We start from the raw sequence: 13,608 nt of genomic DNA, 5'->3' as shown, positions 1-13,608 counted from the left end.
ACCGCTTCGGTTCGCAAACCTGTCCTCGATCACACTCAACATGAGAATGATGTATATCCAAGGCAAAGCAAGTACGTAGTAAAGGACTGATCTTTGTCCAGAGATCGATGCAACCACCAAAATTGCAATGAAGACTAACCGGACAGGCAAACCTCGCTTCAAAGCGGGAAGCTCATCTCCAGATGGCAATCTCAGCACTTTTAGGATGAAATTCATCAGATGTGTCCGAAAGGCTAAAACCCCGACTTCATAATCGCTGCAAATATCCCAAACACAAGCAACCCCCAACCAAAGATCAGTTCGTTAGACCAACTGTGGTGTTTGTGGTTATTCGGTTTTTTTTCATCGTAGAATACGGTGATGTCTTGCCCAACCTGATGCCAATTGGGATCCGAACCACTAATGCCGGAATATCGATGACCTGAGACAAAGAATTCGAACTCAATACGTTCCTTGTTGTAGTCTAGTTTCACCACTTTGCCCGTTGTCTTCGTCCAGTTGCGACGGGCTCTTACGTGCGTAGAAAGCACGCCAAGCCCAGCAGCGGCAAATATCAATCCTATGACAAGCTCCGGGTTTGGCTCAAAATACAAATGGGCGGCAACCGCCGCAGCAAGTGCAGCAGTTACCAGAAGATAGGGTGTCTTGAGCAATTATTTGGTCCCAACAGTCGAATGGTGTAGCGCTTGAACTCATATCTCCTATTTGAACTCAACCGGGCGTAGAGTTCAAGTTTGCTTGAGCCTCGCACTCATCACCGCAACCGCATTGTACTTTGCGAAACCCTATTTCACAAACTCCGCACCCTAGGCCGCCGATACGCCCCCGCAGGCCCCACCACCAACTCATGCAGCGCCCAGACCAGCGCGTCGACCCGGTCAGGCGAGCCCTGCCCCTCAAACCCACGCGCGGTCAGCTGGCACATCTGCTCCTCCAGCGCGTCCAGCCCCGCCACATGGGCTACTCGCCCCTGCTCGTATAACGCCGCCACAGGTTCCGCCCGCGCGACCTTGCCGCGCGACGCCCGTACCGCCCGATAAGGCACCAGAGGGTCCACCTGCCGCACGACCTCTTCCACCAGCTGCCCGCCCTGATTGACCTCGGCCACCAGCCGTTCGGCCCCGAACTCATCCATCGCGTCAATCGCCGCCTGCGCCCAGCCCGCCGGGCCAACGCCCTGCACCGTCCGGTCGGCCAGCACGAACGCCCGACACTCCTCGGGCGGCCCCTGCACCTGAGCGCCCACGACCACGATACCGCAAGCATCCGCATCTGAACCGGAGGTCACCGCCGGGTCCAGCGCCACGACGATGCGATCCAACGCGGGCACCTGTGCACAGCGCGCCGCCTCCAGCATCGACCCCGTCCACAGCGCCCCTTCGGCATCCGATAGCAGCACCCCGTCCAGCTCCTGACGCCCCAGCCGCGTGCCAGCGTACCGCGCGCGTACCTCCTCCAGAAATGAGCCCGCCAGATTGGCCCGGTTCGCCTCGGTCGGCGCATGAGTCTGCGCGGTCGACGGTGACGCCAGCAATTCCTTCAAAACCTTCACGTTGCGCGGTGTCGTGGTCACACAGACCCGAGGCCGTTCCCCCAAACGCAAAGCAAATTGCAACATGTCCCAGGTCTCGCCCGCCTTCTTCCACTTGGCCAGTTCATCCACCCAGGCCGCATCGAACTGCGGGCCCCGCAACCCTTCGGGGTCATGCGCCGAAAACGCCTGCGCCTCGGCCCCGTTGGGCCAGATCAGCTTGCGTTCGGATGCCTTCCACGCAGGCCTACGATCCGGCGGCGAGCATTGCAATATCCCGCTGTCGCCAAAGATCATCACATCGCGCGCCTGATCGAATGTCTCACCGACCAAGGCCACTCGACACGCCTCGCCGCGATCCAGCGGCAAAGCCCCCTCAACCACCTGTCGCACCCATTCGGACCCGGCCCGCGTCTTACCAGCACCGCGCCCCCCCATGATAACCCAGGACCGCCAGTCGCCTTCGGGCGGCAACTGATGCGGCAGTGCCCAGAACTCGAACAGGAAAGGGAGGGCGCACAGCCCCCCCTCCCCGATCTCACTTAGAAATCTGTTCTGCACCGCAACAGGCGCGGAGGCGAGCCAACCTGCACCCGACTTCAAACCGAGCTCGGTCAAGATCGAGCGCGTACCCTCCTTGGGCAATTCCGGCTTGTCTGTGATGTTGTTCGACAAAGCTTGTCTCCACTTTCTGACAACTTCGGATCAGCCCCTCTAACTGCCCGAGTTGCTTGGCTGAACCAGCAAGATCTGCATCCTCCCCGGCTCCGATCTGTTTGCGCAGTTCTTCCGCTGCTTGCCGCAGATCTCGAATGGACCTCTCAAGCGACTGCAACAAGTCAGCCGTCTGGGAAATCCGCTCTTCCGGGGTAATCAAAGTCATGTTTGCCTGTGACCTCATGCGTGAGTTTTCTCCGCACGAGAGAAGCGACAAACGGCCACCGGGTCGCCCCGGGGCCGTCGCCCGCCTCTTCTAGCATGACATAACTAGTACGGAATTACGTACGTAATGTCAATAAGTTACGCAACACTAGCGCAACGCAGGGCGACCGCTGTGTTGAGTATTCCTTTACCAGATGCTCTCAGCCCTGGCCTGTCAAATCCTGCGCCAACATCAGCGCATTCCTGTCCGGATCATAGAACGTGGCCGTGCTGACCATCCCCTCAATCGTTTCCGTTTCACCGTCAAATTCCACTCCAGCCGCCTCCAACTTTCTGCGCGCATCCACGATATCCGCGACTTCGAAGACAGGCACGCAATTCCCCGGAGAGGCTTCGGCCTGTTCGCCCAGCCCCAAAGTGACTCCGTCGACATTCGTCCGCATTTCGCTCCATCCCGCTTCATCAATGTGGTGGATAAGCTCAAACCCGAGATTGACGGCATACCAATCTGCGCTGGCATGTCGATCCTGCACGGACATCGCAAGTGTTATAGTGTTTTTCAATGAAACGAGAGGCATAAGGCTTCCTTTTTTACAAAAATATAGCTACTATAATTTATGGACATCAATACACTTGTCAAGCTGACATCTCGGGCTTGGTCACTGAACATTCTTGCCCTGCTGCACGCCAAAGTTCCGGGCCGACAAGCCACGCTTTTGGCCGCAACCAACGCAAGCCGAACGGCCTTTGCAACCAGCCTTGCTCATCTTATTGAACTAGGAATGATCGAAAGAAATCCCGGTCACGGGCATCCTCTACGTTCAGAATTTCGACTGACGCCAACCGGAATCAAAGCCGCGTCAGTCGCCAGCGAGATAATTACTACCGCCCGAACTGAGGATGAAACCAGACTTCTGCGAAAAACATGGACTGTGCCAGTTCTGGCGCTGGCAGGCACCCCTCATCGTTTCTCGGCAATCAAATCGGGCCTCACGATCATTACAGATCGGGCGCTGTCCTCATCCCTTCACCAGCTGGAAGAACGAAACTGGATCCGGCGCAACATTGACACTGCCGAGAGGATGCCATTTCCAACCTATCAGGCCGTGAATGCTGGAAAAGAGATCAGCAGGGCTGTTGGCTTGCCACTGTGATCACCTACTGCCTGCTGCCTTGAACAGTGCCTTTTTCAACCCGGAAGATCACCCGAATTTTTAACCGCGCTTGACATTCCACCACCGAACCCTCATGTGCCTACCATCACAGCGCTGTTGCGTGAGCCCGAGCGGACCTGGTCCGCCCCACAGCGCCAGTTTATCATTCCAGTTCCCCATCACGCAGGGTTCTTGACGCGACGGCCGGATGGCGCAGGATGCACCTGCTCGTTCCGAGGTCTCGCACAACCCCTGCCGGTCGCCCACGAGCGACCCTTCATGACCTGTCCGCGGGCCAACGCTCCGGGCTGTAAAGGATAGTTATTTGTTCGACTTTGATATGCTGGGCCTTGCCCCGGCACTGAACGAGGCACTTAAACGCGCCAATTTCACTCAACCCACACCGATCCAGAACCAGGCGATTCCGCTTGCTCTGAATGGTCACGACATTCTGGGACTGGCTCAAACCGGCACCGGCAAGACGCTTGCTTTTGGCCTGCCTCTGATCGATCACCTTCTGGCCCAGTCTGGTAAGCCGGATCCGAAAACCTCCAAGGCGCTGATCCTGGCGCCCACCCGCGAACTCGTGAACCAGATCGCGGACAGCCTCCGTACCCTGACGAAGGGCACCAAGCTGCGCGTGGCCACCGTTGTAGGCGGCCAGTCGATCAATAAACAGATAATGTTTCTCTCTCGTGGCACTGATATTCTGGTCGCCACACCGGGTCGGCTGATAGACTTGATGGAACGTGGTGCAGTAAATCTCGGAGCGGTACGCCATCTGGTGCTGGACGAAGCTGACCAGATGCTTGACCTTGGCTTTATCCATGCGCTGCGCAAAATCGCGCCAGCACTGGGCACTCCACGCCAAACCATGCTGTTTTCGGCCACCATGCCGAAGCAGATGGAAGAACTCAGCCGCGCCTACCTGACCAACCCGCAGCGGGTGCAGGTCTCGCCTCCGGGCAAAGCGGCGGACAAGATTACGCAGTCGTTGCACTTCGTTTCCAAACCCGGAAAACCAATCAAGCTGCGTGAAATCCTGTCGAAAGATGTGGATGCCCTGACACTGGTCTTTACCCGCACCAAACATGGTGCAGAACGGCTGATGAAGGGCCTTGTAGCTGACGGCTATAACGCCGCATCCATCCACGGCAACAAAAGCCAGGGTCAGCGCGATCGCGCGATCAAGGCGTTCCGCGCGGGTGAAATCAACATTCTGGTGGCCACCGACGTTGCGGCCCGAGGCATCGACATCCCGGGCGTCGCCTACGTGATCAACTTTGACCTGCCCGAGGTGCCTGACAACTACGTCCATCGTATCGGGCGCACCGCCCGAGCTGGGCGCGAGGGCGAAGCCATCGCCTTCTGCTCCCCGGAAGAAGTTGATCTGCTGCGTCAGATCCAAAAGCTGATGAAGATCGAGATCCCAGTTGCCAGTGGCTCGATGCCCGAAGCTGTGCAACCTGAAAAACCGGCGCGCCGCCCGAGCAACCGCCGCCGGGGGTTCAAACCCAAACCCGCCAACGGGGAAGGAAAACCCGCAGCAAACAAACGGCGTCGCCCACGCGGCAAACGCCCTGCGGCGTAAGGTCGGCCTGCACAATAAAAGGCCAACGCCGGGTCACAAGCCGGCGTTGGCGTAACACTAAGAACGAAACCAGATTTCGTTCCGGTTAATTTCCCGAGTTCCGCTCTGCTTCAATCTCGCGCCATTTGGCGACATTGCGATTGTGTTCCTGCAAAGTCTCGGCAAACGCATGGCCGCCCGTACCATCGGCAACGAAGAACACGAAGTCCGTGTCATCCGGCGCAACAGCAGCTTCAAGGCTGGCCAAGCCCGGATTGGCAATCGGCGTCGGCGGCAAGCCGTCGATCTGGTAGGTGTTCCATGGCGTTGGCCTGTTCAGCTCGCTGCGACGCAGCCCGCGGCCCAACGTGCCTTGCCCTTTGGTAACGCCATAGATGACGGTCGGGTCCGTCTGCAGCCGCATCCCCTGTTTCAGCCGGTTCACAAAAACGCTGGCCACTTGCCCGCGCTCTTGCGGAACTCCGGTTTCCTTTTCGATGATCGACGCAAGGATCAGCATTTCTTCGGGGCTTGCCAGCGGCAACCCGTCCTGGCGGCTTTCCCAAACGGCGTTGATCCGCAATTGTTGCTTGTCCTGCATCGCCTGCAGAATGTCGTTACGGTCCTGACCAGCCACAACATCGTAACTGTCAGGCGCCAGCATACCCTCAGCAGGTATTTCGCTCACCTCACCTGTCAAAGCGTCGAATGCCTTCAACGCCTCGACCACCTGCCACGAGGTCACACCTTCGGCCAGTGATACGCGGTAACGCGTGTCCGCCTCATTGCGTTTCTCGGTATAGGCCTCAGGCACCTCTTCTCCCGACGGATCAAACGACGCGATTTCGACGAAATCCAGGGTCGCAGGGTTCAACTCGCGAACACGGGTCTGAGCACGAATCACACCGATACGATACTCAATCTCAGACCCACAGGTGCTGGCACCGCTGCTGGTGATCTCGTCGATGATCTGCTCCATCGACGCACCTTCCCGTACCAGAAAGCTACCGGCTTTCAACTGCTGCGCCCGATCCGTGTAGTCAGCGGCCATCCGAAAGATCGTGGCACTGCTGATGGCGCCCTGCTCTTCCAGCTGCTGACTGACACGAGTCATGTTCGATCCGCTTCTGACCTGAAGGCAGATTGCGGTTTCAAGCGGGCCCTCGGCCTTGTACTGGCTCTGCCCCCAAAGGATCAGCCCGCCCATCATGAACAGGCCGACCACCAGAATGGTCAGCGCGTTCGAAGCAATGGCCCGCCACATTTAGCTGGCCTTTCCGAAGATCACGCTGGCATTGGTGCCGCCAAACCCGAACGAGTTCGACAAGGCCACATTGATCTCACGCTCACGTTTTGCGTTCGGAGCCAAATCGATCGGGGTCTCCACTGCTGGATTGTCCAGATTGATTGTCGGCGGGGCTACCTGATCACGGATCGCCAAAATCGAGAAGATCGCCTCGATCGCGCCCGCAGCACCCAGCAAGTGACCGGTTGCCGACTTGGTCGAGCTCATGGTCGCATTCCCGGCATGATCCCCCAGCAAACGCTCAACCGCGCCCAGCTCGATCGTATCTGCCATGGTCGAGGTGCCATGCGCGTTGATATAGTCCAGATCTTTTGGCTCCAGCCCCGCACTGCGCAGCGCCGCCCGCATCGAGCGTTCAGCCCCGTCGCCATCTTCTGAAGGCGCGGTGATGTGATAAGCGTCACCCGACATACCATAGCCCAGCACCTCAGCGTAAATCTTCGCACCGCGGGCCTTGGCGTGCTCATAGTCTTCCAGAATGACGATGCCTGCACCTTCGCCCATGACGAACCCGTCACGGTCCACGTCATAAGGGCGGCTGGCCGCCTTGGGGTTATCGGCATATTTGGTCGACAACGCCTTGCAAGCGTTGAACCCGGCGATGCCGATCTCGCAGATGCAGCCTTCGCCGCCACCTGCGACCATAACGTCTGCGTCACCTGCACGGATGATACGGCTGGCGTCGCCGATAGCATGGGCCCCGGTGGAACACGCCGTCACGACCGAATGGTTGGGTCCCTTGAAGCCATGACGGATCGACACCTGACCTGACGCCAGGTTGATCAGAGCACCTGGAATAAAGAACGGCGACACCCGGCGCGGGCCCTTGTCACGGATCAGATTGGCGGTGTTGGCGATCGAGCCCAAACCACCGATGCCTGAACCGATCAGAACACCTGTTCGCAGGCGGTCCTCTTCATCTTCGGGCAACCAGTTCGCATCTTTGCAGGCCATTTCTGCGGCCGCGATGGAATACAGGATGAAGTCTTCAATTTTGCGCTGCTCTTTCGGCGGCATCCAGTCATCGGGATTGAACGTTCCGTTGGTACCATCCCCGCGCGGCACCTCACAGGCGTAGGTCGTGGTGACGCCACTGCCTTCCGCATCAAAATGCGTGATAGGACCAGCGCCGGACTCTCCGTCCAACAGCCGCGACCAGGTTTCCTCGACCCCGCTGGCCAAAGGAGTGACCAATCCAAGACCGGTAACAACGACTCTGCGCATGAAGTGCCTCTTGCCTGCTTCCTGTTATGAGAACCGCTCTTACCCCGGCCCGGGGTGCGGGGGCAAGAGCAACGGCGACTTCAAGGAGGCTTCCCGCCGCCTATCACCCGAAACTATACTGTTTTCAACGATTGGAAGAGGTGCCCGCCCTTTCACGCGTCCTGCTGAAAGGGCGGAGCGGTTTATTGGAACTGTGCCACCGGCTCATGTGCCGATTTTGCCATTTCCAGAGCATCCGTCAGGTCAAGTGTCTTGTGAAACAATGCACGCCCTACGATCGCACCCGAGATATTGGAAATATACGCCAGCCGCGAGATATCGTCTGCAGTGCGCACAACCCCGCTTGCGATCACCGGAGTGCGCGAATGTCCGGCAAGCCCCGAGATCAAACCAAGCTGAGCTTCGACGTCATCCATGTCGCTGTCGATATCCGTCACCACGATGGCGGCAAACGGCGCATCTTCGAACGCGTCGATAAACGCTTCGGGCGTGAATGCGCTTTGGCTGCGCCACCCATCCGTCATCACAAAACCTTGCCAGACATCAACCGACAGCACGATTTGATCCGGGTAAAGCTTGGCCAGTTCCTTGACCAGATTCGGCTCGCGCGCTGCCAGCGTGCCGATCACGACACGACCGACCCCTTTGTCGATCCAGCGCTCCACCTGTTCACGAGTCCGCATACCACCCGCCAACTGAACCGGAATTTCGGCCGCACGGATAATCTCTTCAATCAATTCGACGTTGGTATCTTTGCCCTCAATCGCGTCGAAATCGGTCAGGTGCATCCATTCGGCACCCGCCTCGGCCCAGCTTCGCGCTGTCTCAACCGGGTTTACATGCCAAATCATGGCGTTGTCCAAACGACCTTTGTCCAACGTGACACACCGGCCGTTCTGCAGTTCCATAGTGGGGTATATCCTCATGAGCTCGGTCCTCCGCTCAATCGCTCTGAAAATCCTCGGCAGCATACACCTGGAACGCCCTCCCAATATTACCGGGATCGGCACAGTTTGGCCATTTTGCGGCATACTGTAGAAGTGGCGGATTTACGCGAACGCAGGTGGGCCGTTGCGCCTTAACAAGTGCACCGGGGTTTCATTATACACCCCTTCACGCATCAATACATAGCCCAGCTTTTTGGCAAGCTTCTGCGACGAGGAATTCGACGCGTTCACCATCGCGACCAAAGGCCCGGGAATCACCCGGTCAAACCAGTCATGAGCAGCCTTCGCCGCCTCATATCCCAAGCCCTGCCCCTGTACCTCAGGGGCCAGAACCCAGCCTGCCTCGGGAAAGCCGTCGAAATCCTCTCCCATCCGACGGTTTCCGTAAAAGAAACCGGCCTGTCCAATCAGCTTTCGATTCGACTGCTGAAGCACACCCCATTGACCAAACCCGGCCATCTGCCAATGTCCGGCGTTGCGCAAAAATGAATCCCACGCCTCGCCACGTGAACGGGGTGAGCCGCCGATGTGCTGGACAACGCACGGGTCCCGCCAGATCTCGGCGAACCGGTCAAAGTCCTCCGGGCGCATGGCACACAGTGTCAAACGCGCGGTATTTATCATGGGAGTGGATCTTATCATGCCCTGTCCACTTTGAATTTTGCCTCAATGGAAACAGTGCGTATCCGAATATAAACGCGCAAGCATGAATTTTGAGCGGGCACAAAAAAACGGCGCCTCCGTTGCCCGGAAGCGCCGCTTTTAATCAGAAGGAAACGCTTAGGACGCTTCGCTGATGAACTTGACCGCGTCGCCGAAGGTCTGGATGGTTTCGGCTGCATCATCGGGGATTTCGATGCCGAACTCTTCTTCGAAGGCCATGACCAGTTCAACGGTGTCCAGGCTGTCTGCGCCCAGATCATCGATGAAGGACGCGTTTTCCGCGACTTTATCTTCTTCAACACCCAGGTGCTCAACAACGATCTTCTTAACGCGATCTGCGACGTCGCTCATGTCTATTCCTCATTCCTTTACAGGGCGGTCTGCCCGATTCTGCCCTTGCCCGCACGGGTTGGCTTTGATTTGCCCGTTTCGGGCGGTTTGGGTCCCGGCGAACCGGGAAGTCGAAGGCCGACCTGAACAACCGGCCCCGCATAGATGCGCCGCCTATAGCATAGTCGACGCTAGAGGCAAACGCTTTCGCGCCGCCCCTGTGGCGATCACAACATGGCCATACCGCCGTTCACATGCAAGGTGCTTCCAGTAACATAGCCGGCTTCTGGACTGGCAAGATACAGAACCGCCGCCGCAATTTCTTCGGGATCACCCATGCGACCCGCCGGAACCTTCAACAGCAGACCCTTTTTCTGTTCCTCGGTCAGCTTCTCGGTCATTGCCGTCGTGATAAAACCCGGCGCCACGGCGTTAACCGTAATTCCGCGGGTTGCAACTTCGTGCGCCAAGGCCTTGGAAAAACCAATCATTCCGGCTTTTGACGCCGCATAGTTCGCCTGACCCGGATTACCGATTACGGCCACCACGGACGAGACATTCACGATCCGACCCCAGCGTGACTTCATCATGCCCCGGATCACACCTTTGCACAGTTTCATCGTCGAGGTCATGTTCACGTCTATCACGCTCTGCCATTCCTCATCGGACATGCGCATGAACAGGTTATCCCGCGTGATACCGGCGTTGTTCACGAGGATGTCCACCGATCCCATTGCTTCGATCGCTTGCTTTGGCAACGCCTCAACGGCTTCCGGATCGCTCAGATTGCAAGGCAACACATGCGCGCGTTCGCCCAGTTCGTCTGCCAGAGCCTGCAGAGGTTCGACCCGTGTACCGGACAATCCAACCGCTGCGCCAGCACCATGCAACGCGCGTGCAATATCGCCTCCGATGCCGCCCGAAGCACCAGTGATCAGCGCATTCTTACCTTTCAAATCAAACATTCGGTTTTCCTCTTGGTGCGTCGGCCACGACGCGTTTTGAGCTTACGATTCGGCCTGAATGGCCTTTTGAACATCTTCCGGGGTGCCGACAGCCTTGCCTGAAATGGCACGATCGATCTTGCGGATCATGCCGGACAGCGCTTTGCCAGCACCGATTTCCCATGTCTCAGTCACGCCTTGCGCCGCCATGAACTGCACGCTTTCACGCCAGCGAACCGAACCCGTCACCTGTTCAACCAACAACTGGCGGATCAGATCCGGATCACTGACTGCTTCGGCGCGTACATTGGCCACCAAAGGCACCGAGGGCACCTTTACTTCGACGGCAGCAAGCGCTTCCGCCATGACATCTGCCGCAGGCTGCATCAGCGCGCAGTGAAATGGAGCACTTACAGGCAACATAACGGCACGTTTTGCGCCTTTCTCTTTGGCAATCTCGGCGGCACGCTCGACAGCAGCCTTGGAACCGGACACAACGACCTGAGTTGGATCGTTGTCATTGGCAGCCTGACAGACCTCTCCCTGCGCGGCTTCTTCTGCAACGGCGCGTACCGCCTCCAGACCCAATCCAAGAATGGCCGCCATTGCACCCTCGCCTACGGGTACGGCACTTTGCATCGCCTGACCACGGGTGCGCAACAGGCGCGCGGTGTCCGCGATCGACAAAGCCCCTGCAGCTGCAAGAGCCGAGTATTCGCCCAAAGAATGGCCCGCCACAAAAGCCGCCTTGTTGACGGAAACACCTTCGGTTTCCAGCGCTCGCATCGCCGCCATGGATGTTGCCATAAGAGCCGGCTGAGCATTCTGAGTCAGCGTCAAATCGGCGATGTCGCCTTCCCAGATTGCGCTGCTCAGCTTTTCTCCCAGTGCCTCGTCCACCTCATCGAAGACGGCCTGTGCCGCAGGATAGGCATCGGCCAGTGCTTTGCCCATACCGATGGTCTGGGCGCCCTGCCCCGGAAAAACGAACGCGAGTGTCATTGCAACCTCATGGATAATGTCAGGTTGCGGCGGGGTGTAAACTGACTGATCGTCTGGCACAAGCACTGCCTGTGTTCTGCATTCTGGCACCTTGGCTGTGCACAAGCGCTTACTTGTGCCGACCTCCGATAACCTTAACTTGGGCGCAGCACAGAATCCCGGAGCGTTGCACCCATGGCCTCGACCAATTCCTTCTCAAGCTACGGAAGTGTCGCAAAGACGTTTCACTGGCTCACCGCGTTGCTGATCTTCACGGCCCTGCCGCTCGGCTGGATCGCGGACAACCTAGCCTACGCCGTATTGCATGCCCCCATAGCCCCAAGCGAGGCCGAAATCGCACGCGCGGCGCGCATATTCTCATTGCACAAAACCGTTGGCGTCACCGTGTTCTTCGTTGCTTTGGCTCGGATAGTGTGGGCCTTCACGCAAACCAAGCCCGGCCTGTTGAATGCCGACAACAAGCCCGAGGCTTTCGCCGCCGAAACTGTCCACTGGCTTCTCTATGGGTCACTGGTGCTTGTGCCACTCACCGGTTGGGTGCACCACGCCGCAACCGAAGGGTTTGCTCCAATCCTCTGGCCCTTCGGCCAAAATCTGCCTTTTGTACCGAAATCAACCATTGTGGCCGAGGTGACAGGCGTTCTGCATTGGCTGTTCATGTGGACGCTCGTCGGCGCGCTGGTCCTGCATGTTGCCGGAGCGTTGAAGCATCACGTCATAGACAAAGACAGCACGTTACGCAGGATGTTGCCGGGTGGGTCTGACGCACCGGAGCCTCCACGGCAGCACCATTCCCTTGTCCCCGCCGTCGCCGCGGTGGCCGTTTGGGCGCTTGCCCTCACCGGCGGCTGGGTCTCTGGCGAGTTTGCACGTGAGGCCGACGATGATGACGCCGATGTCCAACTGGCCGAGGTGCAATCAGACTGGCAGGTTCAGAACGGCACCCTGTCCATTACGATCTCGCAATTGGGCAGCCCTGTCACCGGCTCGTTCTCCGACTGGACGGCCGCAATTGCTTTTGACGAACCCACTGACCCCGGCCCGGCCGGGTCCGCCGAAGTCACGATTGCAATAGGATCTCTCAGCCTCGGAACCGTAACTGAACAGGCCATGGGGGCGGATTTCTTCGACAACGCCCAGTTTCCGACGGCCCAGTTCACAGCTGACCTTTTCAGAACCGAAAGCGGATACGAAGCACGCGGACCGCTGACAATCCGTGACAAGACGATCGATATCACACTCCCCTTTTCGCTGGACCTTCAGGACGGCACCGCGACCATGGCTGGCTCGGTTGACCTGAACCGGTTGGATTTTGACGTAGGCACATCACAGCCCACAGAAGACTCGCTCGGCTTCACCGTAACAGTGACCGTAGAACTCGCTGCGTCTCGCGGACAGTAATGCAAAAAAAACCGCCGGTGATCCTATCACCGGCGGTTTTATTGTTCGTTGTCTTGCGATTATTCGGCTTTTTGCGCTTCGACCGAGATCTGCACCTGCACTTCGTCGCTGACAAACGGTGCGAACTGGCCCAAATCAAACTCACTACGGACCAGAGTTGTGGTGGCGTTGAAACCGGCCCATGGCTTGTTTGCCATTGGATGGGTATCAACCTTGTTCAATTTGGCATCCAGAACAACGGACTTGGTCACGCCGTTCATGGTGAGGTCGCCGGTGATCTTGGCAGTGTTTTCACCCGTCACTTCGATACCCGTCGAGGTAAAGGTGATCAGATCGCCCTCGGCCGCACCAAAGAAATCCTCGGTCATGAAGTGATCTTCACGCGGTTTCCAGCCAGTGAACATTTCCAGTACCGGCATGGATACGCTTACGCTGGAGGCGGCGGGATCTTCCTGATCAAACATGATTTCGCCCTCAAAACCCGAGAACATGCCGGTTGTGGTTGAAAAGCCCAAGTGGTCATAGCTGAAGACAACCTGACTGTGGCTCGAGTCCAACACGTATTTCTCGGCGCTGGCGAATGCCGTGGTCGCCGACACGGCCAGTGCAGCAGCAAGAAGGGTGGATTTCATAACAATCTCCGCGTTTTTGTGA

At 58.0% G+C, this 13,608-nt stretch carries 14 protein-coding genes; 3 read left to right on the top strand and 11 right to left on the bottom strand.

Features of this window, described 5'->3' with window-relative positions; all coding sequences use genetic code 11:
- Nucleotides 1–233 precede the first annotated feature (233 nt).
- The 3 genes from AC2FEB_RS05370 to AC2FEB_RS05360 form a co-directional block, all read right to left on the bottom strand.
- Nucleotides 234–653: a DUF3592 domain-containing protein gene (locus tag AC2FEB_RS05370; protein ID WP_496883896.1), complete on the bottom strand. Its 420-nt coding sequence runs from the start codon at nucleotides 651–653 to the stop codon at nucleotides 234–236.
- Nucleotides 654–790: 137 nt separating this feature from the next.
- Nucleotides 791–2,092: a DNA-packaging protein gene (locus AC2FEB_RS05365; protein WP_496883917.1), complete on the bottom strand. Its 1,302-nt coding sequence runs from the start codon at nucleotides 2,090–2,092 to the stop codon at nucleotides 791–793.
- 521 nt (nucleotides 2,093–2,613) lie between these two features.
- Complete coding sequence (locus AC2FEB_RS05360) at nucleotides 2,614–2,991, bottom strand: VOC family protein (protein ID WP_117868619.1); 378 nt, start codon at nucleotides 2,989–2,991, stop codon at nucleotides 2,614–2,616.
- Nucleotides 2,992–3,030: 39 nt separating this feature from the next.
- Here AC2FEB_RS05360 and AC2FEB_RS05355 point away from each other — a divergent pair, with 39 nt between their 5' ends.
- On the top strand, nucleotides 3,031–3,567 hold the full coding sequence (locus AC2FEB_RS05355) for a winged helix-turn-helix transcriptional regulator (protein WP_496671353.1): 537 nt from the start codon (nucleotides 3,031–3,033) through the stop codon (nucleotides 3,565–3,567).
- Nucleotides 3,568–3,892: 325 nt separating this feature from the next.
- A complete protein-coding gene (locus AC2FEB_RS05350; protein WP_496671356.1) occupies nucleotides 3,893–5,158 on the top strand; it encodes a DEAD/DEAH box helicase in 1,266 nt (421 codons plus the stop codon).
- 85 nt (nucleotides 5,159–5,243) lie between these two features.
- On the opposite strand, the gene mltG is transcribed toward AC2FEB_RS05350, so the two are convergent.
- From mltG to fabD, 7 genes are all read right to left on the bottom strand, one after another.
- The gene (gene mltG / locus AC2FEB_RS05345; protein ID WP_496671359.1) at nucleotides 5,244–6,401 is read right to left on the bottom strand and encodes an endolytic transglycosylase MltG; all 1,158 of its coding nucleotides are present in this window, start codon (nucleotides 6,399–6,401) and stop codon (nucleotides 5,244–5,246) included.
- Complete coding sequence (gene fabF / locus AC2FEB_RS05340; protein ID WP_117868615.1) at nucleotides 6,402–7,667, bottom strand: beta-ketoacyl-ACP synthase II; 1,266 nt, start codon at nucleotides 7,665–7,667, stop codon at nucleotides 6,402–6,404.
- A gap of 182 nt (nucleotides 7,668–7,849) precedes the next feature.
- Entirely contained in the window at nucleotides 7,850–8,593 is a 744-nt protein-coding gene (locus AC2FEB_RS05335) for a 1-(5-phosphoribosyl)-5-[(5-phosphoribosylamino)methylideneamino]imidazole-4-carboxamide isomerase (protein ID WP_496671365.1), read from the bottom strand.
- 123 nt (nucleotides 8,594–8,716) lie between these two features.
- Entirely contained in the window at nucleotides 8,717–9,256 is a 540-nt protein-coding gene (locus tag AC2FEB_RS05330) for a GNAT family N-acetyltransferase (RefSeq protein ID WP_117868613.1), read from the bottom strand.
- Nucleotides 9,257–9,394: 138 nt separating this feature from the next.
- Nucleotides 9,395–9,628, bottom strand: a complete 234-nt coding sequence (locus AC2FEB_RS05325; protein ID WP_008756330.1) for an acyl carrier protein — start codon at nucleotides 9,626–9,628, stop codon at nucleotides 9,395–9,397.
- A gap of 206 nt (nucleotides 9,629–9,834) precedes the next feature.
- On the bottom strand, nucleotides 9,835–10,572 hold the full coding sequence (gene fabG / locus AC2FEB_RS05320) for a 3-oxoacyl-[acyl-carrier-protein] reductase (RefSeq protein WP_117868612.1): 738 nt from the start codon (nucleotides 10,570–10,572) through the stop codon (nucleotides 9,835–9,837).
- Between the two features lie 42 nt (nucleotides 10,573–10,614).
- A complete protein-coding gene (fabD, locus tag AC2FEB_RS05315; RefSeq protein ID WP_496671370.1) occupies nucleotides 10,615–11,553 on the bottom strand; it encodes an ACP S-malonyltransferase in 939 nt (312 codons plus the stop codon).
- A gap of 174 nt (nucleotides 11,554–11,727) precedes the next feature.
- Here fabD and AC2FEB_RS05310 point away from each other — a divergent pair, with 174 nt between their 5' ends.
- Nucleotides 11,728–12,954: a cytochrome b/b6 domain-containing protein gene (locus AC2FEB_RS05310; RefSeq protein ID WP_496671372.1), complete on the top strand. Its 1,227-nt coding sequence runs from the start codon at nucleotides 11,728–11,730 to the stop codon at nucleotides 12,952–12,954.
- Between the two features lie 59 nt (nucleotides 12,955–13,013).
- Here AC2FEB_RS05310 and AC2FEB_RS05305 read toward each other — a convergent pair whose 3' ends face one another.
- On the bottom strand, nucleotides 13,014–13,586 hold the full coding sequence (locus AC2FEB_RS05305; protein WP_496671375.1) for a YceI family protein: 573 nt from the start codon (nucleotides 13,584–13,586) through the stop codon (nucleotides 13,014–13,016).
- Nucleotides 13,587–13,608: the final 22 nt, after the last annotated feature.

Source organism: Ruegeria sp. YTSC106 (genome assembly GCF_059609765.1).
The sequence above is the reverse complement of the archived record's forward strand: the minus strand, read 5'-3'. Positions and strand labels throughout refer to the sequence as shown.

Bases quoted from the DNA above. Each gene is read 5' to 3' on its own strand.
- AC2FEB_RS05360 (WP_117868619.1), bottom strand. From the start codon at position 2,991: ATGCCTCTCGTTTCATTGAAAAACACTATAACACTTGCGATGTCCGTG.
- AC2FEB_RS05355 (WP_496671353.1), top strand. From the start codon at position 3,031: ATGGACATCAATACACTTGTCAAGCTGACATCTCGGGCTTGGTCACTG.
- mltG (WP_496671359.1), bottom strand. From the start codon at position 6,401: ATGTGGCGGGCCATTGCTTCGAACGCGCTGACCATTCTGGTGGTCGGC.
- fabF (WP_117868615.1), bottom strand. From the start codon at position 7,667: ATGCGCAGAGTCGTTGTTACCGGTCTTGGATTGGTCACTCCTTTGGCC.
- AC2FEB_RS05335 (WP_496671365.1), bottom strand. From the start codon at position 8,593: ATGAGGATATACCCCACTATGGAACTGCAGAACGGCCGGTGTGTCACG.
- AC2FEB_RS05330 (WP_117868613.1), bottom strand. From the start codon at position 9,256: ATGATAAGATCCACTCCCATGATAAATACCGCGCGTTTGACACTGTGT.
- AC2FEB_RS05325 (WP_008756330.1), bottom strand. From the start codon at position 9,628: ATGAGCGACGTCGCAGATCGCGTTAAGAAGATCGTTGTTGAGCACCTG.
- fabG (WP_117868612.1), bottom strand. From the start codon at position 10,572: ATGTTTGATTTGAAAGGTAAGAATGCGCTGATCACTGGTGCTTCGGGC.
- fabD (WP_496671370.1), bottom strand. From the start codon at position 11,553: ATGACACTCGCGTTCGTTTTTCCGGGGCAGGGCGCCCAGACCATCGGT.
- AC2FEB_RS05310 (WP_496671372.1), top strand. From the start codon at position 11,728: ATGGCCTCGACCAATTCCTTCTCAAGCTACGGAAGTGTCGCAAAGACG.
- AC2FEB_RS05305 (WP_496671375.1), bottom strand. From the start codon at position 13,586: ATGAAATCCACCCTTCTTGCTGCTGCACTGGCCGTGTCGGCGACCACG.